This window comes from Qipengyuania profundimaris (genome assembly GCF_030717945.1).
GTDB classification, from domain to species: Bacteria; Pseudomonadota; Alphaproteobacteria; order Sphingomonadales; family Sphingomonadaceae; genus Qipengyuania; species Qipengyuania profundimaris.
On the sequence record NZ_JAVAIM010000001.1, the window covers coordinates 1,488,707 to 1,507,622 of the forward strand.

The 18,916-nt window shown below is 64.0% G+C and carries 19 protein-coding genes; 11 read left to right on the forward strand and 8 right to left on the reverse strand.

Features of this window, described 5'->3' with window-relative positions; genetic code table 11:
- Window positions 1–105: 105 nt before the first annotated feature.
- A complete protein-coding gene (gene crtD, locus Q9K02_RS07335) occupies window positions 106–1,665 on the reverse strand; it encodes a 1-hydroxycarotenoid 3,4-desaturase CrtD (protein WP_305932304.1) in 1,560 nt (519 codons plus the stop codon).
- A gap of 63 nt (window positions 1,666–1,728) precedes the next feature.
- Here crtD and Q9K02_RS07340 point away from each other — a divergent pair, with 63 nt between their 5' ends.
- From Q9K02_RS07340 to pufM, 9 genes are all read left to right on the forward strand, one after another.
- Entirely contained in the window at window positions 1,729–2,877 is a 1,149-nt protein-coding gene (locus tag Q9K02_RS07340) for a methyltransferase (protein ID WP_305932305.1), read from the forward strand.
- A 107-nt stretch (window positions 2,878–2,984) separates the two neighbouring features.
- On the forward strand, window positions 2,985–3,920 hold the full coding sequence (gene bchC, locus Q9K02_RS07345; protein WP_305932306.1) for a chlorophyll synthesis pathway protein BchC: 936 nt from the start codon (window positions 2,985–2,987) through the stop codon (window positions 3,918–3,920).
- The gene (locus tag Q9K02_RS07350) at window positions 3,917–4,900 is read left to right on the forward strand and encodes a chlorophyllide a reductase iron protein subunit X (protein ID WP_305932307.1); all 984 of its coding nucleotides are present in this window, start codon (window positions 3,917–3,919) and stop codon (window positions 4,898–4,900) included. Before bchC ends, Q9K02_RS07350 begins: the two co-directional genes overlap by 4 nt.
- Window positions 4,901–4,990: 90 nt before the next feature.
- The gene (gene bchY / locus Q9K02_RS07355) at window positions 4,991–6,427 is read left to right on the forward strand and encodes a chlorophyllide a reductase subunit Y (RefSeq protein ID WP_305933472.1); all 1,437 of its coding nucleotides are present in this window, start codon (window positions 4,991–4,993) and stop codon (window positions 6,425–6,427) included.
- Window positions 6,424–7,884 carry a chlorophyllide a reductase subunit Z gene (bchZ, locus tag Q9K02_RS07360; protein ID WP_305932308.1) on the forward strand — a complete coding sequence of 487 codons (1,461 nt, stop codon included), beginning with the start codon at window positions 6,424–6,426 and terminating at the stop codon, window positions 7,882–7,884. Before bchY ends, bchZ begins: the two co-directional genes overlap by 4 nt.
- A 118-nt stretch (window positions 7,885–8,002) precedes the next feature.
- A complete protein-coding gene (gene pufB, locus Q9K02_RS07365; RefSeq protein WP_305932309.1) occupies window positions 8,003–8,167 on the forward strand; it encodes a light-harvesting antenna LH1, beta subunit in 165 nt (54 codons plus the stop codon).
- A gap of 70 nt (window positions 8,168–8,237) precedes the next feature.
- Window positions 8,238–8,426 (forward strand): light-harvesting antenna LH1, alpha subunit, encoded by a 189-nt coding sequence (gene pufA / locus Q9K02_RS07370; protein WP_305932310.1) that lies wholly within the window; start codon window positions 8,238–8,240, stop codon window positions 8,424–8,426.
- Between the two features lie 104 nt (window positions 8,427–8,530).
- Window positions 8,531–9,355, forward strand: a complete 825-nt coding sequence (gene pufL / locus Q9K02_RS07375; RefSeq protein WP_305932311.1) for a photosynthetic reaction center subunit L — start codon at window positions 8,531–8,533, stop codon at window positions 9,353–9,355.
- Between the two features lie 14 nt (window positions 9,356–9,369).
- The gene (gene pufM / locus Q9K02_RS07380) at window positions 9,370–10,293 is read left to right on the forward strand and encodes a photosynthetic reaction center subunit M (protein ID WP_305932312.1); all 924 of its coding nucleotides are present in this window, start codon (window positions 9,370–9,372) and stop codon (window positions 10,291–10,293) included.
- A gap of 60 nt (window positions 10,294–10,353) precedes the next feature.
- Here pufM and Q9K02_RS07385 read toward each other — a convergent pair whose 3' ends face one another.
- The 7 genes from Q9K02_RS07385 to Q9K02_RS07415 all read right to left on the reverse strand — a co-directional run bounded on the left by Q9K02_RS07385 (window position 10,354) and on the right by Q9K02_RS07415 (window position 17,015).
- Window positions 10,354–10,605 carry a hypothetical protein gene (locus Q9K02_RS07385; protein ID WP_305932313.1) on the reverse strand — a complete coding sequence of 84 codons (252 nt, stop codon included), beginning with the start codon at window positions 10,603–10,605 and terminating at the stop codon, window positions 10,354–10,356.
- Window positions 10,605–11,087, reverse strand: a complete 483-nt coding sequence (locus Q9K02_RS07390; RefSeq protein ID WP_305932314.1) for a TspO/MBR family protein — start codon at window positions 11,085–11,087, stop codon at window positions 10,605–10,607. The genes Q9K02_RS07385 and Q9K02_RS07390 overlap by 1 nt, the downstream gene beginning before the upstream one ends.
- A complete protein-coding gene (locus tag Q9K02_RS07395) occupies window positions 11,087–12,280 on the reverse strand; it encodes a geranylgeranyl diphosphate reductase (protein ID WP_422785419.1) in 1,194 nt (397 codons plus the stop codon). Before Q9K02_RS07395 ends, Q9K02_RS07390 begins: the two co-directional genes overlap by 1 nt.
- Window positions 12,277–13,596, reverse strand: coding sequence for a BCD family MFS transporter (locus Q9K02_RS07400; RefSeq protein WP_305932315.1), 1,320 nt, complete (start codon window positions 13,594–13,596; stop codon window positions 12,277–12,279). Before Q9K02_RS07400 ends, Q9K02_RS07395 begins: the two co-directional genes overlap by 4 nt.
- The gene (chlG, locus tag Q9K02_RS07405) at window positions 13,596–14,498 is read right to left on the reverse strand and encodes a chlorophyll synthase ChlG (protein ID WP_305932316.1); all 903 of its coding nucleotides are present in this window, start codon (window positions 14,496–14,498) and stop codon (window positions 13,596–13,598) included. Before chlG ends, Q9K02_RS07400 begins: the two co-directional genes overlap by 1 nt.
- A 68-nt stretch (window positions 14,499–14,566) precedes the next feature.
- The gene (gene ppsR, locus Q9K02_RS07410; RefSeq protein ID WP_305932317.1) at window positions 14,567–15,988 is read right to left on the reverse strand and encodes a transcriptional regulator PpsR; all 1,422 of its coding nucleotides are present in this window, start codon (window positions 15,986–15,988) and stop codon (window positions 14,567–14,569) included.
- A gap of 25 nt (window positions 15,989–16,013) precedes the next feature.
- Window positions 16,014–17,015 carry a cobalamin B12-binding domain-containing protein gene (locus Q9K02_RS07415; protein WP_305932318.1) on the reverse strand — a complete coding sequence of 334 codons (1,002 nt, stop codon included), beginning with the start codon at window positions 17,013–17,015 and terminating at the stop codon, window positions 16,014–16,016.
- A gap of 92 nt (window positions 17,016–17,107) precedes the next feature.
- Here Q9K02_RS07415 and bchF point away from each other — a divergent pair, with 92 nt between their 5' ends.
- Window positions 17,108–17,638 (forward strand): 2-vinyl bacteriochlorophyllide hydratase, encoded by a 531-nt coding sequence (gene bchF / locus Q9K02_RS07420; protein WP_305932319.1) that lies wholly within the window; start codon window positions 17,108–17,110, stop codon window positions 17,636–17,638.
- Window positions 17,635–18,915 (forward strand): ferredoxin:protochlorophyllide reductase (ATP-dependent) subunit N, encoded by a 1,281-nt coding sequence (locus Q9K02_RS07425; RefSeq protein ID WP_305932320.1) that lies wholly within the window; start codon window positions 17,635–17,637, stop codon window positions 18,913–18,915. Before bchF ends, Q9K02_RS07425 begins: the two co-directional genes overlap by 4 nt.
- Window position 18,916: the final 1 nt, after the last annotated feature.

The following is an 18,916-nucleotide window of genomic DNA, read 5'->3' on the forward strand; positions in this document are numbered from 1 at the left end:
GCGGACCATAGAGCGCGACGTTGAGGGCGGCATGGTCGCGCGGATCGTGCCTGCCGCTGGCCTTGTAATAGGGCGAAAATACGCTGCCGATGAAGGCGATGATCGTCAGGCCGTGCTTCCGGTCCTCGCTGATTGCATCGACATACCACCAGCCGTAGCCGCCGGGTGGAACCGGCGCGTCGAAGCGCGGTCTGCCATCAGGGTGCGGGCCGCCAGCTGCCCGGACAAGGCGGCCATTGGCACGCCCGCGCCAGGATGGGTGCTCCCCCCGGCGCAATAGAGCCCAGGGATCCGCGTCCGCGCGCCCTGCCGGAGGAAGGATGCCGCCCACCCGTGCGAGGCCCGTCCATAGAGGGCCCCACCCGTCGAGGGGAACAGCGCCTCGAAGTCCTGCGGCGTCACCAGCGAATGCGGCATGTCCGTTTCCAGCTGCAGTCCGCAGCGCTCCAGGCTGCGTGTCATGGCTCGGGTGCATGTTTCAAGCTCCTCTCCGGTGGGTGCGTGGGTGTCGCCGCTGGCGGCGGCGTTGACGATGATCTGCAATCGCTCGCGGCCCGCCGGTGTAGGGCCGGCATGGGCATCGCGATCCTGCGCGCAGACATAGACGGATGGATCGGCAATGGTCTGGCCAGCTCTGAGCTGGTCGAACTCGGCCTTGTAGTCGGGCGAGAAAAAGACGTTGTGACGGGAGAGCGGAAAACCGGACGTCTCGGCATGGGCAAGCCAGACATAGGCGGAGAGCGATCGCCTGGACGGCGGCGTTGGTCGGACGGCACGCTTGGCGTGTTCGCCAAGCATTCCGGCGGCAAGCGCTGCGGGATCGGCGTTGCAGATCACGGCGTCGGCGCGAAGTCGCTCGCCATTGGCCAGCCGGACCGCGCTCACTCGCGACGCGGCTGTCTCGATTTCCTCGACGCGCTGACCGAACCGGAAGGTGGCACCATTCCGCTCGGCGAGCGCTTTCAGCGCTTCGGCAAGCGCGCTCATTCCGCCATCGATCAGCCAGACGCCCTGCGCTTCGACATGGGCGATCAGCATGAGAGTGGCCGGACAATCGAAAGGGGATGATCCGCAATAGGTGGAATAGCGGGCGAACAATTGCCGCAGCCGCTGGTCGGCGAAGTGCTCGCCCAGCACTTTCCACAGGCTTTCATAGGGGCGGATCGCAACGAGATCGCCGATCCGCCACAGGCCGATGCGCCACATCAGCGGCAACGGCCAGCTGACCTTCGATTGCCGCATGAGGCTGCGATCGAGGATGTTGAAGATGCGGCGTGCTTCAGTACGGAAGTCGCAGTAGCCGCGGGCGGCTTCCGCGCCTGCGAAATCGCCGATCGCGTACTCGCTTTGCTGCGGGTCCGCGTATAGATCGAGTCGCTGGCTCTCATTCCAGGCATGGCGGGCAATGGTCTGCGCCGGGCGGGTCGCGAGGCACTCCGCCAGGTCGCTCCCGCAAGTCCGGAATATGTCCTCGAAGACCTCGCGCAGCGTAAACACCGTGGGACCCGCGTCGATCGCAGCGCCATCGACATGGACCCGCCGTGCCTTGCCGCCCACGGCCGGCTCTTTTTCCACGACCGTCACGTCTCGCCCGTCGGCGGCCAGCAAGGCGGCGCTTGCCAGCCCTCCGATCCCGGATCCGACAATGACGACTCGCTCACCCAATAACTCTCGCCTCCGATTTACGTGATTGACCTTTACATACCATCTGTCCACCACATTGGACAAATGAAGCAAGGACGCTCTATCGAAGGCCTTCCGCCAAGAACCCTGCGCATGCGGTTTCTCGAGTGGCGGAACCGCGTGATCGGAAGTGACCGGTTCCAGCGTTTTGCCGCGCGCAACCCGCTCTTGCGACCGGTCGCGCGCCAGCGGGCCAGTGCGGTGTTCGATCTGGTCGCAGGCTTCACCTATTCGCAGGTCCTGCTGGGCATGGTCGAGTCCGGCATTCTCGCACGATTGGGTACCGGACCCGCTGCAGTCGATGAACTATCGCGGATCGCTGGCTTGCCAGAGACCGGCACCAAGCGATTGCTGCGCGCTGCGCAAGCTATCGGCATAGCGCAGGAAGGAAAGGCGGGCTGGTGGGTGCTCGGCCGGCATGGCGCTGTGCTCCACGGCAACGGCGGGGCGATCGCGATGATCCGCCATCACCGCCTGCTGTACGCCGATCTGGCCGATCCACTGGCCTTGCTGGCGGATGAGAGGCGTAGCGACACGCAGCTGGCGAATTTCTGGAAATACGGCGCGGCCAAGCATGGGGATCCGCGTTCTGCGGCGATTGCCGCGGATTATTCGGAACTGATGGCGGACTCGCAAAAGGCGGTCGCGGCGGAGGTTCTCGAAACATTTTCCTTCCATCGGTGCACCTCGCTGCTCGATGTCGGCGGCGGCAACGGAACGTTTCTGAGGGCAGTCTCCGAAGCGCACCCGCACCTGCGGCTCGGACTGTTCGACCTGCCCGATGTAGTGCCGCTCGCACGCGCGCAGGTATCGGAAAGTGCGAGTCACTCCGCACTGCAATTTCACGAGGGCGATTTCCTCGCCGACCCAATTCCGCAAGGGTACGAGCTCGTCTCGCTGGTCCGAATTCTCCACGATCACGATGACGAGCCGGCGCGCCAATTGCTCGAAAATATCCGCAGGGCGCTCGCGCCCGGAGCGCGGCTGTTGATTGCGGAGCCCATGGCGGAAACATCCGGCGCTGAGGGTATGGGGGATGCCTATTTCGGCATGTACTTATGGGCCATGGGGTCCGGCAGGCCGCGAAGCGCGCGCGAAATCCGCGGGATGCTCGAGGAGGTTGGCTTCAGCGCGACTCGTCAGCTGAGAACGAGCCAGCCGCTAATCACATCAGTCGTTGTCGCAACTGCCTGACATATAAGCTGTCAGTCCAAGTTGACAGTCGGAAGGGTTAAGCCTAGCTTACAAATTGCGCGCTGTTTCATTCGAAGCGGCGATGCAATGGGAGAAAGCCAGCGACCATGAAGGCAATGGCGGTCACACTCGAAGCTCCGAAGCGCTTGGCGCTGAAAGCTCTCGATTTGCGCCCGCTCGGTCCTTCCGACGTATTGGTCAACATTCGCTGGAGTGGAATCAGCAGCGGCACCGAAAAGCTGCTCTGGTCCGGCGAGATGCCCCCGTTTCCCGGCATGGGATATCCGCTGGTCCCTGGTTACGAGTCGGTCGGCCGCGTGGTCGATGCCGGCTTCGACGCGAAGGGCAGGATCGGCGAGTGGGTCTTCGTGCCCGGTGCCGATTGCTACACCGACGCCCGCGGCCTCTTCGGCGGGACGGCGCAGCGCCTGATCGTTCCGTCTGCCCGTGCCTTGCCCGTTTCAGAAGATCTCGGCGCGCAGGGCGTGCTCTATGCCTTGGCAGCGACAGCGCTCCATGCGCTCAAGGGCGGGGAGCTGCCCGAGCTGATCGTGGGCCACGGTGTTCTGGGCAGACTGCTTGCGCGCATGACCATCGCTTCGGGCGGCAAGCCGCCGGTAGTGTGGGACAACAAAGCCGAGCGGCGCAGCGGAGCCCAGGGCTACGATGTGATCGCGCCCAAGGACGACCATCGCACCGATTATCGCACCATCCTCGACGCGAGCGGTAGCAGCGACGTCATCGATGTCTTGATGGGCCGGCTCGCGAAGCGCGGCGAGATCGTCCTCGCCGGTTTCTACGCTAACCGCATCAGCTTCGGCTTTCCGATCGCCTTCCGCAACGAAGCGCGCCTGCGCATCGCGGCGGAATGGCAGCCCGACGATCTCGCCTCGACCCGCGCGATGATCGAGTCTGGCGAACTCGACCTGTCCGGCCTCGTGTCGGACGTGCAGCCCGCCGCCCGGGCGCAGGCTGCCTATCCCACGGCATTCCAGGCGACCGACTGCCTGAAGATGGTCCTCGACTGGAGCGAATACGCATGACGATGCTCGACACAGATGCCCTGCGCGAGGAAGCCGCGATCGAACCCGATCCCGTCCACACGGGCGAGGTGAAGAAGGAAACGCAGATCATCGCGATCTACGGCAAGGGCGGCAGCGGCAAGAGTTTCGCCCTGTCCAACCTCAGCTACATGATGGCGCAGCAGGGCAAGCGGGTGCTGCTGATCGGCTGCGACCCCAAGAGCGATACCACCAGCCTGCTGTTCGGCGGCAAGAACTGCCCTACCATCATCGAGACGTCCTCGAAGAAGAAGCTCGCCGGCGAGGAAGTGACCATCGAAGACGTCTGCTTCCAGCGCGACGGCGTTTTCGCGATGGAACTGGGCGGCCCGGAAGTCGGCCGCGGCTGCGGCGGGCGCGGGATCATCCATGGTTTCGAGCTGATGGAAAAGCTCGGCTTCCACGAATGGGGCTTCGACTACGTCCTGCTCGATTTCCTCGGCGACGTGGTCTGCGGCGGCTTCGGCCTGCCGATCGCGCGCGACATGTGCCAGAAAGTGATCGTGGTCGGCTCGAACGATCTCCAGTCGCTGTATGTGGCGAACAACGTCTGCAAGGCGGTCGAATATTTCCGCAAGATGGGCGGCAATGTCGGCGTGGCCGGCATGATCGTAAACAAGGACGATGGCACGGGCGAGGCACAGGCCTTTGCCGACGCGGTCGATATTCCCGTGCTCACGGCGATCCCCGCGGACGAGGACATTCGCCGGAAGAGCGCGAACTACCAGATCATCGGCAAGCCCGGTGGCGAATGGGCCAGTCTGTTCGAGACGCTCGCCGAAAACGTCGCAAATGCGCCGCCCCACCAGCCAAAGCCGCTGGAGCAGGAAGGCCTGCTCGACCTCTTCAGCCCCGAAGACACGGGCGGGAATGTTGAGCTGGTTCCCGCGACCCAAGCCGACATGCGCGGCGGAAGCTTCGAAGAAAAGCCCAGCCTCGAGGTGATCTATGACGAGGCATAGCGCTTGACCGATTTCGGCACCTCCGTCCGCGAGCGCGACCGGCTCGACCTTGATGTGGTCGAAGAGGGCGGCTGCTCGAGCGCGCAAACCATGAAGGATGCCGCGCGCAAGGCGGGGGCGAGCGACATTCTCGACCGTTACGAGCAGGATTATCCTAAAGGTCCGCACGACCAGCCGCAAAGCATGTGCCCGGCCTTCGGCAGCTTGCGTGTCGGGCTCAGGATGCGCCGGACCGCAACAGTTCTGTCGGGCAGTGCCTGCTGCGTTTACGGGCTGACCTTCACCAGTCATTTCTACGGTGCACGGCGGACGGTGGGTTACGTGCCTTTCAGCTCCGAAACGCTGGTCACTGGCAAGCTGTTCGAAGATATCAAGGAGGCGGTCGAGCAGCTCGCCGATCCCGAGCAATACGACACCATCGTCGTCACCAACCTCTGCGTCCCGACGGCGAGCGGGGTTCCGCTGCGGCTGCTGCCCGACCAGATCAATGGCGTCCGTATCATCGGCATCGACGTGCCGGGCTTCGGCATCCCGACCCACGCTGAGGCGAAGGATGTCTTGGCAGGTGCCATGCTCAAATATGCGCGCGAGGAGGCAGAGCAGGGCCCCGTCGCCGCACCGAAGGAACGGCAGGACCGGCCCACGGTCACACTGCTCGGCGAGATGTTTCCGGCCGACCCGGTCGGCATCGGGATGATGCTTGCACCCCTGGGACTTGCTGCCGGACCCGTCGTTCCGACGCGCGAATGGCCCGAGCTCTATTCCGCGCTCGACTGCGCGGCAGTTGCAGCGATCCATCCGTTCTACACTGCCAGCGTGCGCGAGTTCGAGAAGGCGGGGCGCGAGGTCGTCGGTTCGGCTCCGGTCGGTGTCGACGGCACGGCAGCCTGGCTCGAGGCCATTGGCGAGGCGTGCGGCGTCGAGAAAACGCGCATCGACGCGGCAAAAGACGCGATGGTCGGCGCCATTCGCGGCGCGCTTTCGGCCATGCCAGTCAAAGGCCGCATCACCGTGTCCGGCTATGAAGGCTCCGAACTGCTGGTCGCGCGCCTGCTGATCGAGAGCGGGGCGGAGGTGCCCTATGTCGGCACCGCCTGCCCGAAAACCCAGTGGTCGAACCCGGATCGCGAATGGCTCGAAGCCAAGGGCGTGCGGGTGAATTACCGCGCCAGCCTCGAAGACGACATCGCCGCGGTCGAAGAATTCGGCCCCGACCTCGCCATCGGCACGACGCCGGTGGTCCAGCACGCCAAGCAGCGGGCCATCCCGGCGCTCTATTTCACAAATCTGATCTCGGCCCGCCCGCTGATGGGCCCGGCAGGCGCAGGCAGCCTGGCGCAGGTGGTCAACGCCGCGCTCGCAAACAAAGATCGCTTCGATCGCATGGCCGAATTCTTCGGCGACGCGGGCGAGGGTGACAAGGCCGGCATCTGGAACGACACGCCGATGGACCGGCCCAAGTTCAAGAAGAAATTCGCAGCGCAAACGGCGGCGGCCATCAAGGCGGCCGAGTCGGTGGGCACATGACCCTCGTCCTCGATCACGATCGGGCCGGCGGCTATTGGGGCGCCGTCTATGTCTTCACCGCAGTGAAGGGCCTGCAGGTCGTGATCGACGGACCAGTCGGCTGCGAGAACCTGCCGGTGACGTCGGTGCTTCACTACACGGACGGCCTTCCGCCGCATGAGCTGCCCATCGTGGTGACCGGGCTGGGCGAGGAAGAGCTCGGCAAGACCGGTACGGAAGGCGCCATGAAGCGCGCCTGGGAAACGCTCGATCCCGAGCTTCCCTCGGTCGTGGTCACGGGCTCAATCGCCGAGATGATCGGCGGCGGCGTCACACCAGAAGGCACCACGATCAAGCGCTTCCTGCCGCGTACGATCGACGAGGACCAATGGCAAAGCGCCGACCGCGCGCTCTCCTGGCTCTGGACCGAATTCGGCCCGAAGAAGATGCCCGCGGTCAAGCCGGTGAAGGACGGCGAGAAGCCGAAGGTCAATATCATCGGCCCGGCCTACGGCATGTTCAATATGGCCAGCGACCTCGCCGAAATTCGGCGGCTGATCGAAGGCATCGGGGCCGAGGTCAACATGTCGTTTCCGCTCGGCAGCCATCTCGCCGATGTCGGCCAGCTGGCGCAGGCGCAGGCGAATGTCTGCCTCTATCGCGAATACGGCCGCAATATTTGCGAGCTGCTCGAGCGCCCCTATTTCCAGGCTCCGATCGGGCTGACGCAGACGACCAAGTTCCTCCGCGCGCTCGGCGAAGAACTGGGCCTCGACCCCGAACCTTTCATCGAGCGCGAGAAACACACCACGATCAAGCCGCTGTGGGATCTGTGGCGCTCGGTCACGCAGGATTTCTTCGGCACGGCCAATTTCGGCATCTGTGCCAACGAGACCTATGCACGCGGTATCCGCCATTTCCTCGAGGAAGACATGGGGCTGCCGTGCAATTTCGCCTTCTCCCGTTCCGCCGGGGTGAAGCCCAAGAACGAGCACGTGCGTGCCGCCATCCACGCCAATCCGCCGTTGGTGGTGTTCGGCTCCTACAACGAACGCATGTACCTCGCCGAAACGGCTGGGACGGGGCACGGCCCCTCCGGCCAGTTCATCGCGGCTAGCTTCCCGGGGGCAGCCATCAGGCGGCACACGGGCACGCCTTTTATGGGCTATGCCGGCGCGACATATCTCGTGCAGGAAGTGTGCAATGCGCTGTTCGACGCGCTCTTCCACATCCTCCCGCTCGGCAGCGACATGGACAAGGTCGAGGCGACACCCGTTAGGCCGCATGAAGAGCTTCCTTGGGACTTGGATGCCAAGGAGAAGCTCGACGCGCTGGTCGAAGCGCAGCCGGTGCTCGTCCGTATTTCAGCCGCCAAGCGGCTGCGCGATGCCGCCGAACGTGCCGCTCGCCGGCAGGGCCATACATCCGTTTCCGCAGACTGCCTTGCCGACATCCTCCTCGAAGGATCCGCCGCATGAGGCGCGCGATCATCATTCGCCCGGTCACGGGCCACGCAATCCCCGCAGCATCGCCTGCGCGGATACCGCCGGGGGCCTCTCGCCTCCACCACCTCGCAACTGATTGGGAGAAAATCCAATGACCGATCCGACACCTGGCGACGATCGCTTTGGCTTGCGGACCTATCTGACGCCCGAAGAGGCGAAGGAATTCCACAAGATTTTTATGGGCAGCTTCCTCGGCTTCACCGCGATTGCCGTCGTCGCCCATGTTCTCGTCTGGGTATGGAAACCGTGGCTCTGACCACGATTTTCCCGATCCGCTGCCACATCGCGTGGCGGGTATCCCTACTGCACATTGAAGGAGAAAGACAATGTGGAGACTATGGCTGATTTTCGATCCGCGCCGGGTGCTTGTCGCCCTGGGCGTTTTCCTGTTCGTACTCGCGCTGCTGATTCACTTCATCCTGCTCAGCACCAATCGGTATAACTGGCTGGATGGCGCCAGCGCCGCACCCGCATCGGCTGCGGTGACGACACAGAACGCCCCGCAATCAGGCTGACCGACCGGTCTACGAGAGAGAGGGCGGGGATCCACCTGCCCGATTCTCCGGCCTACGAGTAGGAACCCGATAGGCCTGCCCTTACAGGTAGGAAGGATAGAGCTATGGCGCTGCTGAGTTTCGAGCGGAAATACCGCGTGCGGGGTGGTACGCTGATAGGCGGCGACCTGTTCGATTTCTGGGTCGGTCCCTTCTATGTCGGCTTCTTCGGCGTGACGACGGCGATCAGCGCCCTGCTGGGCACTCTGCTGATCTTCGCCGCCGCGTCGCAGGGGCCGACATGGAATCCTCTCCTCATATCGATCGACCCGCCACCGATCGAGGCGGGGCTGGCGGCGGCACCGCTCAATGCCGGCGGCTATTGGCAGATCATCACGATCTGCGCGATCATCGCGTTTTCATCCTGGGCGCTGCGACAGGTCGAGATCAGCCGCAAGCTCGGCATCGGATATCACGTGCCGATCGCCTTCAGTTTCGCGATTTTTGCTTACGTCACTCTCGTGGTCATCCGGCCGCTTTGGATGGGCGCATGGGGCCATGCTTTCCCATACGGGATCTTCACCCACCTCGATTGGGTGTCCAACACCGGTTATATGTATGTGAACTTCCACTACAATCCGCTGCACATGGTGGCGGTGACGTTCTTCTTCACCACCTGCCTGGCGCTGGCGCTGCACGGATCGCTGATCCTGTCCGCCGTCAATGTACCCGAGGGCCAGGCGGTGAAGACGCCCGAGCATGAAGATACCTATTTCCGCGACTTCATCGGCTATTCGATCGGCACGCTCGGCATCCACCGCCTCGGCCTGTTGCTGGCGCTCAACGCCGGCTTCTGGAGCGCGGCCTGCATCATCCTCGCCGGACCGCTCTACCAGGGCAGTTTCGTCGAATGGTGGGACTGGTGGAAAAGCATCCCGGTCTGGTCCTGAGGAGGTTCTGAGCCATGGCACGCTATTACAATATCTTCACCCAGACGCAGTTGCAGACCGCCCCCGAAATGGGAGTCCCGCTGCCGCGCAGCGACGAAGAACGCTATCGGATCACGGGCTACAATTACTGGTTCGGCAAGTTCGGCCAGGCGCAGATCGGCCCGATCTACCTCGGCTGGCTCGGCATCGCCTCGCTGCTGTTCGGCTTCCTCGCGATCGAGATCATCGGGTTGAACATGCTCGCTTCGGTCAATTGGAGCCCGACTGCATTCGTACGCGAATTCTTCTGGCTGTCGCTCGACCCGCCCGGACCTGAGTGGGGCTTCACGCCATTCGTCCCGCTTGCCGAGGGCGGCTGGTGGATTCTCGCAGGCTTTTTCCTGACACTGTCCATCATCCTGTGGTGGGTTCGCAGCTATCGCCGCGCAGTGTCGCTCGGCATGGGGCTGCATGTCTGCTGGGCGTTCGCGAGCGCGATCTGGCTGTTCCTGGTGCTGGGCTTCATCCGCCCGATGCTGCTCGGCAGCTGGTCGGAAGCGGTGCCCTTCGGCATTTTCCCGCATCTCGACTGGACCAACAACTTCTCGCTGATCCACGGCAACCTGTTCTACAACCCGTTCCACTGTCTATCGATCGCCTTCCTCTATGGCTCGGCGCTGCTGTTCGCCATGCATGGGGCGACGATCCTGGCGGTGAGCCGCTATGGCGGTGAGCGCGAGATAGAGCAGATCACCGATCGCGGCACCGCATCCGAGCGCGCAGGACTGTTCTGGCGCTGGACGATGGGCTTCAATGCGACGATGGAATCGGTCCACCGCTGGGCCTGGTGGTTCGCCGTGCTGACGACGCTGACCGGCGGCATCGGCATCCTGCTGACCGGGACGGTGGTCGACAATTGGTACCTTTGGGCCCAGCAGCACCAGTACGCGCCGATGTAGCTGGATCGCTTCAAGCACAGCGAGCGGAAAACCCGGTCAGGCTTGCTTGGCCGGGTTTTCCTATTCGCTCCGCAGTCGTGTTCTCAGATCGAGGACGTGCAGCGGGAAAGCGAGGGCGACGGGCAGCGAAACCCAGTACCAAGGCGCGCCGACGAGCGCTGCCCGCAAGCCGAGCACGATGAGCGCGGCCGGACCGAGCAGGCCGAGCACCATCCGCCAGCTTTCGCCGCGCACTTTCAACCAGGTGGCCTCTGCCAGCAGGACCGCAAGCACGATGTCCGCCGCGTGTCCGGAGGCGAACAGGCTCTCCATCAACCGAATGGCCCGTTGAGCTCGATCACCTGCCAGTTCAGTGCTCCGGCGATCGTGACCCAGGCGAGATAGGGCAGCAGCGCCAGCGCGGCGAGGCGCGAATAGCGTCCGCAGAACAGCATCAACGCCCCGACAGAAAGCCACAGCAGGATCATCTCGGCGAAGGCCCAGTCAGGCCGTTGCATCCGGAAGAAGATCAGGCTCCACAGGATGTTGAGAAAGCCGTTGAGCGCGAAGAGGCCGATGATTGTGTCGGAAACCCTTGTGTTGGGTGCGGCCCGCCAGCTGGCGACCCCGGCAATCGCGGCGAGGGCGAAGATCACCGTCCACGCGATGCCGAACACCGGATCGGGCGGAGTCCAGTCGGGCTTGTCGAGCGCCTGGTACCATGGGCCGAGATCGGTAATCGTCGCGCCGAGCATTGCCACGCCGATGGCGGCGAGGCCTGCCACGATAAATGGCAGCATCCAGCTTTTGTGCATCAGGCAGCGGCCCTCAATCCCAGCAGATGGGCGCAATCCTTGATGAAAATCCGGGCATGGGCAAGCGGTTTGGCGCGCACGAGGCGCTTGTTCATATAGGCTTGCCAGGTGAGCTGCTGTACATCCTTGTCGGCGCACATGGTCACGAAACGCTCACGCCGCTTGTCGCTGGAATACCAGAAATACTGCATCATCCCGAGGACCCAGAAGACCTTGCCGTGCTCGCGCATGAAGCGCTTCCGGGCCATGAGCAGCGCCTTGGGATTGGCGGTGCGCAGATATTCCTCGGCAGCTTCCGCAACGTAGCGACCGCCGGTCATGGCGTAATAGATGCCTTCCCCTGACGCCGGGGCTACGACGCCTGCGGCATCGCCGGCGACGATGACGTCCAAGCCATTGTCCCAGCGCTTGAGCGGTTTCAAGGGAATTGGCGCGCCTTCCTTGCGGATCGTTTCGCATCCAGCAAGGCCGAGCTCGTCGCGCATGTCGGCCACCGCCTCGCGCAGGGGAAAGCCCTTGTTCGCGCTGCCGAGGCCGATGCTCGCGGTCTTCCCATGCGGGAACACCCAGGCATAGAAATCGGGCGACAGCTTGCCCTGGTAGAACACGTCGCACCGCGATGCGTCGAAGACGTCGCTGTCGGTTTCTGGCGACTTGATGATCTCGTGGTAGGCAAACACGCACGGCATCCGCTCTGCGTTCGCGATGTTCTGCCGTGCGACGGCCGAGCGCGCACCATCCGCGCCGATGACCAGCCGCGTCCGCACGCGCTCCAGCTCGCCGCCGCGCGTGCTGCGATAGCAAACCATCGTGCCGAGGCGCTCGTCGCGTTCGATCGTTTCGAAAGTCCCGGTCCGCCGTTCCGCACCCACTTTTTCGGCGCGGTCGCGCAGCCATTCATCGAAAACATCGCGGTCGACCATGCCGACGTAACCGATCTCGCCGACCGGCATGTCGACCTTGCGATTGGAGGGGGAGATCATGCGTGCCGACCGGGCGCGGGCGACCAGCAGGCTCTGTGGGATGTCGAAATCCTCCATCAGGCGCGGAGGGACGGCGCCGCCGCACGGCTTTATCCGGCCCGCCCGGTCCAGCAGGAGCACTTTGCGCCCCGCATTGGCAAGGTCCGCCGCCGCCGTCGCGCCCGAAGGTCCGCCGCCGACCACTACTGCGTCGTAGATCGTATCGCTCATGCCGGTACCGCCTTGTCCTCTCGTGTAATCCCCTTGCGCGTCGCGTGCAGGGCGAGGCCGGCCGCAACGATGAACAGGCATGCCTCAAGCGCGAAAATCAGCTGGAAGGCGCTGCCGTCCTGCCCCTGCGCCCGGCGTGCGATGTCGACACCCAGTGCACCGGTCAGTCCGCCGAGGCCGAAGGCGATGGCCTGCGCTGCGCCCCACACCCCCATGCGGACGCCCTCGCGCGTCTGTCGGCCGGAACCGGCAAGCCCCATCATCGCGCCAATAGCGGCGACGGCGAAGAGGCCGTTGCACAGGCCGAGCACGAAAACATTGGCGGTAAGCGGCCAGCCCAATCCGTAGATCGCTCCTGCGGCCAGACCCGCCAGCGCCAACGCCGATCCGGCACAGCCTGCGACGATCCAGACGCGCAGGTCCACCGGCAGGCGGCCCGCAAATGCACTACCGCCGATCCCGGCCACGATCATGCCGATCAGCACGCCGCCATGCTGCACCCCGGCGAGCTGGGTCGACTCGCCGGGAGTCATGCCGAAGACCAGACCTGCGAAAGGCTCGAGGATCAGGTCCTGCATGCTGTAGGCCAGCATCGAAACGAAGATGAACACGGTGAAGCGCCGCGCGGCATCCTCGTGCAGGATTTCGCGCAGGGCTTCAGGGAATTCGGGCACACGGCCGCGCGGTTTGGTGTCGAGCCCGAAGGGCACATCGGGCTCCAGCCGGAAGGTCGCCACCAAGGTGATCGCGAAGGCGGCCAGCGCCACGCCGCTCGCCACCAGGGCGAGACGCTCCTCGCTGAAGGGATCGAGCAATGCGCCCGAAATGGCGGCGGACAGGACGATCCCGGCCACCATCATGATCCAGGTCAGCGCAGCCGCCGCCGAACGGCGTTCGGGCGCGACGCCGGAGGCGAGCAGGGCGAGCATCGAAGTGCCGCTCGCCCCGACACCGATACCGATCAGGGTAAAGGCCGCAATCGCGAGCGCGCCGCCTGCCCAGGGGCTGTCTGCCAGCAGGACGGTGGCATTTACGGCGGCGAGGGCGCCAACGACCAGCGCTGCCATGCCTCCCAAAATCCAGGGCGTGCGCCGCCTGCCCCGGTCGGAGACGTGGCCCCAGAGAGGACGGGTCAGTTGCACCGTATAGTGCCAAGCGACAAGACCGGCAGGGATCGCTGCGGCAAGACTGTATTCGACCACCATCACGCGGTTCAGCAGTGATGTCGCGAGCATCACGATTGCTCCGATCGAGGCTTGCACCAGCCCAAGGCGGATGATCGCCAGCCAGCCGAATCCTGCAAGCCGTCCGGGCATTAGATATACCCTCCCAGACCCAGGGCAGAGGCCAGCATGCCGAGTACGAAAAGCGTAACACCGGTGGCATTGTACCAAGGGGCGAAACGTGCTGGGTCTTTCAAGAGCCGCGTCATCAGGGCGACCTGGCCGAGTAGCAATGCTGCGACAATCGCCGCAGACAGCGCGTAACTCCAAGCCAGAAGCAGCGCGATCACCACCGCCTGCGCACCAGCCATGAAGAGGCATGCCAGCCGCGCCGCGCGAGCGATGCCGAGAGTAACGGGAAGCGACCCGAGCCCGGTGACCCGATCGCCTTCGACCGCCTTGAAGTCATTCAGCACCATGATGCCGAAAGCCCCTGTGCTGTAGAGCAACAGGATCGTCACCACCTCCGGAGAGGGCAGACCGCCCACCATCACGCTGGCGCCGGTAAACCAACTCAAGCCCTCGTATGTCAGGCCGACCGCTGCAGGGCCGGCCCAGCCGCTGGTTTTCAGGCGAAAGGGCGGGGCGCTATACGCCCAGGCCAGCGCCAAGCCGACCACCGCCGCCGCGAAGACCCAGAAACCTATGATGGCGGCGAGGGCCAGCGAAAGGACAGTTCCGGCGATCGCGATGCCGAGTCCCCAGCGACCGGCAACGCGACCCGAGGGGATTGGGCGGTCAGGTTCGTTGATTGCGTCGACATGTCGGTCGAACCAGTCGTTAACCGCCTGGCTCGTCCCGCAGACGAAGGGGCCAGCCAATGCGATGCCGCCGGCCACGAACAGCCAGCGCTGGTCGAAGGCCGCGCCGGAGGAAACGACCCCACAGCCGAAGGCCCACATCGGCGGAAACCAGGTGATCGGTTTGAGAAGCTCTACGACAGCGGATGCCGAGGGAACCGGCACCGTCCGATTCGAGGCCGCCGAACGTAGCATGGGAAAATGCTATGCCTGACGCCGCCATGCGTCAAATCATTTAGACAGTCTTTTGGAGGCGAACCGCCTTATTCGCTCTCGGCCGCCAAATTCCCGAGGCCGTAGCGGTGCAATTTGGAATAGAGACTCTGCCTGCTGAGGCCGAGGATCTCCGCTGCGGACGCGCGATTATCCGACGTGTAGAGCAGCGCAGCTTCGATGCAGAGGCGCTCGATCAGGTCGGTGCTTTCGCGCACGATATCCTTCAGCGGCATGCGACCGACGAGATCGGTTAACTGTTCGACTGAACGGGGCAAATCTTCCGAACTCGGCGGAAGATCGCGCATGCGCCGGGCGATCGGACGAATGACGAGGCCGTATTGCGGGTCGTCGCCTTGCGTCGACACGGCGGAAATCTCGATGGGCTCGTCCTCGCTTCCGTTCATCGCGCGCAAGACGGTCGTTACATTGCGTGCATCGCCTTCCTTCTCGATCTGGTTCGCTATCAGTTCGAGGTCGATACCCGGCCGGCCGACGAAGCCGGACAAATTCGCTCCGCGCAGCTGGTCCTGGCCAGCCGCACCGACCAGTTCGACGAATGCGGTATTCGCCGTTACGATCTGCATCCTCGCGTCGGTCAGCACGAAAGCATCAGGCATCTTTTCGATGACATCAAGCGTGGCACTATCGTCGGTCGATACTTCCCGCTCGCCACTTGCCAGCCTCACGAGGAGATATTGGCGCCGATCCTGGCTGAATCCCGATGCCTGGATTTCGACCTCGGTCGAACCCTTGTCGAGCATAGCCGGGACCGGGGAGACCGAATTCGAAGCCAGCGCCGAGCCGAGATGCGCGGTGACGACCGGAGCCGATTGGCGCGCGAACAGGCCGAGCAGCTTCTTGTCTATCAGCGATCCGGCCCTCGCACCGACGAGCGCATGGGCTGCCGGATTAGCCTCCCGGATGCGATAATCTCCGGCATCGACGATAATGACCGGTTCGCTCGAAGCTTCGAACAGGAGGCGATAGCGCGCCTCGACATGGCGCATCCTGAGATAGTCACGCTCGAGCGATTGCTGGACCTGGAGCAAGCGCTGCTGGACCTTCCCGAACTCGCGCAGGTCGCGCCCGAAAGCGATGGCGCGACTGCCGCCGTCGATGCTCACCACGACGTATTTGACCGGGATGTCGCTGCCGGACGTAGGATGGTTCACCTGCCTCCAGTGCTGGGTTTCGCCCTTGCGCGCCCCGGCCAGCATTTCCATGATCTTCGGGCGGCTCTCGACCGTCACCGTGTCGATCCAGTTCTCTCCCACCAGGTTGCCGAATTTCGGGAAGGCATCCTGTTCGAAGGATGCATCGAGGATAGTTCCGCTGGGATCTAGGACGAGCACCACATCGCCCGCCACCATGGCGAGCGTCTTGGCGGCATCCGCATCGATTGCGCCGAAAATCCCGGCGGGATCGGTGAAGGGGCGCTTGCCTTCGATGCTGTGCTTTTTCGTCAGCATATCGTTCTCGCCCTGGGTGTGCGTGCTAAGCGCTCAGTCTCGTGCCTTCCACCAAGCGTGCCGCGACTTGCAATGCGGCCTGGGCATCGACGGCGGTTCCGTCGGCGCCGACCTCGGCCACCAGGCCGGGGTTCTCGTTGACGGCTCGCCCTCCGATCAGGATGGCCGTCTGGGGGTTTACAGAGACAGTGCGAATGGCACTGATCAAGTTTGAGAGCGGGCCGCTAAGACAATCGGAGGTGATGGTCAATCCCACGAGATCGAAGGATTTTTCCGACAGAAGGCGCAAAACTTCGCCGCGATTCGGATCGACCAACGCCTCGCTCTTCCAGCCGGCGCGTGCGAACATCTCGTCCATGATCAGCGTGCCAAAAGAGTGCTGGTCGCCGGGCATGGGCGAAAACAGGGCCGTCCGCTGGATGCCGAGCGAGCGGACGACGGGTGGGCAACGGGCGGCGACTTCCCGCATGACCTCCTGAAGTCGCCAGAGGCCCATCGTAACGTCTACGAAATCGCACTCGTCCGCTTCCCACAGCTTGCCGATCTGTCTGGCGGAAGGAGCGAGCAAGTCGAGGAATATCGCTTCGACGCCGACGCCGCGGTGCAGAAACGCCTCCACTTCCGCCAGCAGCTCGTCCGCTTCCATCTGCAAGGGCAGCGGAGCGAACTGCATCGCTTCCTCTTCGGTGACGGATGCAGGCGACTCGCAGTCAGGCTGCGGCCCGCTTTTGGAATATTGCATCATCAGGCGCGGAATGAAGTCGCGCTCGATGACGGAGCCGAGCGTCCTGCTCGGATCCGGGCCGAGGTGATCGCCCCGGGTCTCCGGTTGTCGGATCCAGCCTTTCAGCGGGCTGGAAATCGCTTTTAGCAGGGCAGCAGAGCCCGTCCCAAATGCCGATGCCATTTCAGACTCTCCCAGTCTGGTAGCGGCGCGGATCGCGTCATCCCCGACGCGTCCAGTTCTTTGGCCGACTCCGTCCAGGAGCGAGGAGCCTAGGCTCAAACACATCGCCTGTCGAATCATCCGGTGTCTAACCTAATTGTCGTCCAGTACGATTGACACTTGGGTAGGGGGAGGCGTAGTCTCGCTGAGGAGATTGGAGGTGGTGCGACAAGATGACGTGGTTCGTTCGCAAATCCACACCTGAAAATCATGGTGTAGCAAGGCTCACGAACGCTGCCGCGCTCTACACGCCGGAAGAGCGCGCGCGCCGCGACGAGTCGGTATGGACCATCGTGCAGGGCATTCTCGCTCCGCTACAATTCCTGATCTTCGCAGCCAGCCTGTTTCTGGTGCTGCGATTCTTCGCAACGGGGCAGGGCGCCTTCGCAGCCGACGTGTCCATCGTTGCGAAAACGATCGCGCTTTATGCGATCATGATTACCGGTTCGATCTGGGAGAAGGTCGTGTTCGGCAAGTGGCTCTTCGCCCGGCCCTTCTTTTGGGAAGATGCCTTCTCGATGATCGTGATTGCCCTGCACACGGCTTATCTCGCGATGCTTGTCGGCGGGTGGGGGACGATCGACCAGCGCCTGCTCGTCGCTCTTGCCGCCTACGCCACCTACGTTGTCAATGCCGTGCAATTCCTGCTCAAGCTGCGCGCCGCGCGGCTCGGGGCGCCCGGCCAAAAGGTCATAGCGGGATGAGCGGCGCCACGCTTCTCGACCAGGCGGGCACTGATTGCGCGCCGGTCCTGCGCGAACGCGGGCAGCGCGAGGTCTTCTGCGGGCTCACCGGGATCGTCTGGCTGCACCGCAAGATGCAGGATGCCTTCTTCCTCGTGGTCGGATCGCGCACCTGCGCCCACCTTCTGCAGTCGGCGGCCGGCGTGATGATCTTCGCCGAACCGCGTTTTGCGACCGCGATCATCGAAGAGCGGGACCTTGCCGGCATGGCCGATTGCCACGAGGAACTGGACCGCGTCGTCGATCGCCTGCTGGCGCGGCGACCCGAGATCCGCACGCTCTTTCTCGTCGGTTCCTGCCCGTCGGAGGTGATCAAGCTCGACCTCGCCAAGGCCGCCGAGCGGCTCGGCGGGAAGCACGCAGGCCGCACCCGCATTCTCAACTATTCCGGCAGCGGGATCGAGACGACTTTCACCGAAGGCGAAGATGCCTGCCTTGCGTCGCTGGTGCCGGAGATGCCTGAAGCGCCCGCCGATGCGCCGCAATCCCTCCTGCTTGTCGGTTCGCTGCCCGATATCGTCGAGGACCAGTTCCTGCGGCTGATGGGCGAATTGGGGATCGACACGGTGGGCTGCCTTCCCGCCCGCTCGGCCTGCGACTTGCCGGCGATCGGTCCGAACACGCGCATCCTGCTGGCACAGCCGTTTCTCGGAGAGACGTTACGGTCGCTGACGGCGCGCGGTGCCGTCCACCTCGCTGCCCCGTTCCCGTTCGGGGCCGAAGGCACGACCGGTTGGCTGAAGGCCGCGGCAGATGCTTTCGGCATCGACGAGATGCATTTCAATCGCGTGATCGCGCCGGGCCGGGAGCGGGCAAAGCGTGCCCTCGAACGCCAGCGCGAGCGGCTCGTCGGGAAACGCATCACCTTCCTGCCCGACTCGCAGCTGGAAATTCCGCTCGCCCGGTTCCTCGCAACGGAATGCGGAATGATCCCAGTGGAGGTCGGCACGCCCTATCTGCATCGCGGCGTCCTCGAGCTGGAATTGCCCAGTCTGCCGCAAGAAACACGGCTGAGCGAAGGGCAGGACGTCGATAAGCAACTCGACCGCATTCGCGCGGATCGGCCGGATTTGACCGTCTGCGGTCTCGGTCTCGCCAACCCCCTCGAGGCCGAAGGGCTCTCGACCAAATGGGCGATAGAACTCGTCTTCTCGCCGATCCACGGCTTCGACCAGGCCGGCGATCTTGCCGAACTCTTTGCGCGCCCGCTGCGGCGGCGCGACGTGTTGCAGGTGTAGC

What these genes read in the sequence shown, in the direction of transcription:
- Q9K02_RS07340 (WP_305932305.1), top strand. Translation starts at nt 1,729, where the DNA reads ATGAAGCAAGGACGCTCTATCGAAGGCCTTCCGCCAAGAACCCTGCGC.
- bchC (WP_305932306.1), top strand. Translation starts at nt 2,985, where the DNA reads ATGAAGGCAATGGCGGTCACACTCGAAGCTCCGAAGCGCTTGGCGCTG.
- Q9K02_RS07350 (WP_305932307.1), top strand. Translation starts at nt 3,917, where the DNA reads ATGACGATGCTCGACACAGATGCCCTGCGCGAGGAAGCCGCGATCGAA.
- bchY (WP_305933472.1), top strand. Translation starts at nt 4,991, where the DNA reads ATGAAGGATGCCGCGCGCAAGGCGGGGGCGAGCGACATTCTCGACCGT.
- bchZ (WP_305932308.1), top strand. Translation starts at nt 6,424, where the DNA reads ATGACCCTCGTCCTCGATCACGATCGGGCCGGCGGCTATTGGGGCGCC.
- pufB (WP_305932309.1), top strand. Translation starts at nt 8,003, where the DNA reads ATGACCGATCCGACACCTGGCGACGATCGCTTTGGCTTGCGGACCTAT.
- pufA (WP_305932310.1), top strand. Translation starts at nt 8,238, where the DNA reads ATGTGGAGACTATGGCTGATTTTCGATCCGCGCCGGGTGCTTGTCGCC.
- pufL (WP_305932311.1), top strand. Translation starts at nt 8,531, where the DNA reads ATGGCGCTGCTGAGTTTCGAGCGGAAATACCGCGTGCGGGGTGGTACG.
- pufM (WP_305932312.1), top strand. Translation starts at nt 9,370, where the DNA reads ATGGCACGCTATTACAATATCTTCACCCAGACGCAGTTGCAGACCGCC.
- Q9K02_RS07385 (WP_305932313.1), bottom strand. Translation starts at nt 10,605, where the DNA reads ATGGAGAGCCTGTTCGCCTCCGGACACGCGGCGGACATCGTGCTTGCG.
- Q9K02_RS07390 (WP_305932314.1), bottom strand. Translation starts at nt 11,087, where the DNA reads ATGCACAAAAGCTGGATGCTGCCATTTATCGTGGCAGGCCTCGCCGCC.
- Q9K02_RS07395 (WP_422785419.1), bottom strand. Translation starts at nt 12,280, where the DNA reads ATGAGCGATACGATCTACGACGCAGTAGTGGTCGGCGGCGGACCTTCG.
- Q9K02_RS07400 (WP_305932315.1), bottom strand. Translation starts at nt 13,596, where the DNA reads ATGCCCGGACGGCTTGCAGGATTCGGCTGGCTGGCGATCATCCGCCTT.
- chlG (WP_305932316.1), bottom strand. Translation starts at nt 14,498, where the DNA reads ATGCTACGTTCGGCGGCCTCGAATCGGACGGTGCCGGTTCCCTCGGCA.
- ppsR (WP_305932317.1), bottom strand. Translation starts at nt 15,988, where the DNA reads ATGCTGACGAAAAAGCACAGCATCGAAGGCAAGCGCCCCTTCACCGAT.
- Q9K02_RS07415 (WP_305932318.1), bottom strand. Translation starts at nt 17,015, where the DNA reads ATGATTCGACAGGCGATGTGTTTGAGCCTAGGCTCCTCGCTCCTGGAC.
- bchF (WP_305932319.1), top strand. Translation starts at nt 17,108, where the DNA reads ATGACGTGGTTCGTTCGCAAATCCACACCTGAAAATCATGGTGTAGCA.
- Q9K02_RS07425 (WP_305932320.1), top strand. Translation starts at nt 17,635, where the DNA reads ATGAGCGGCGCCACGCTTCTCGACCAGGCGGGCACTGATTGCGCGCCG.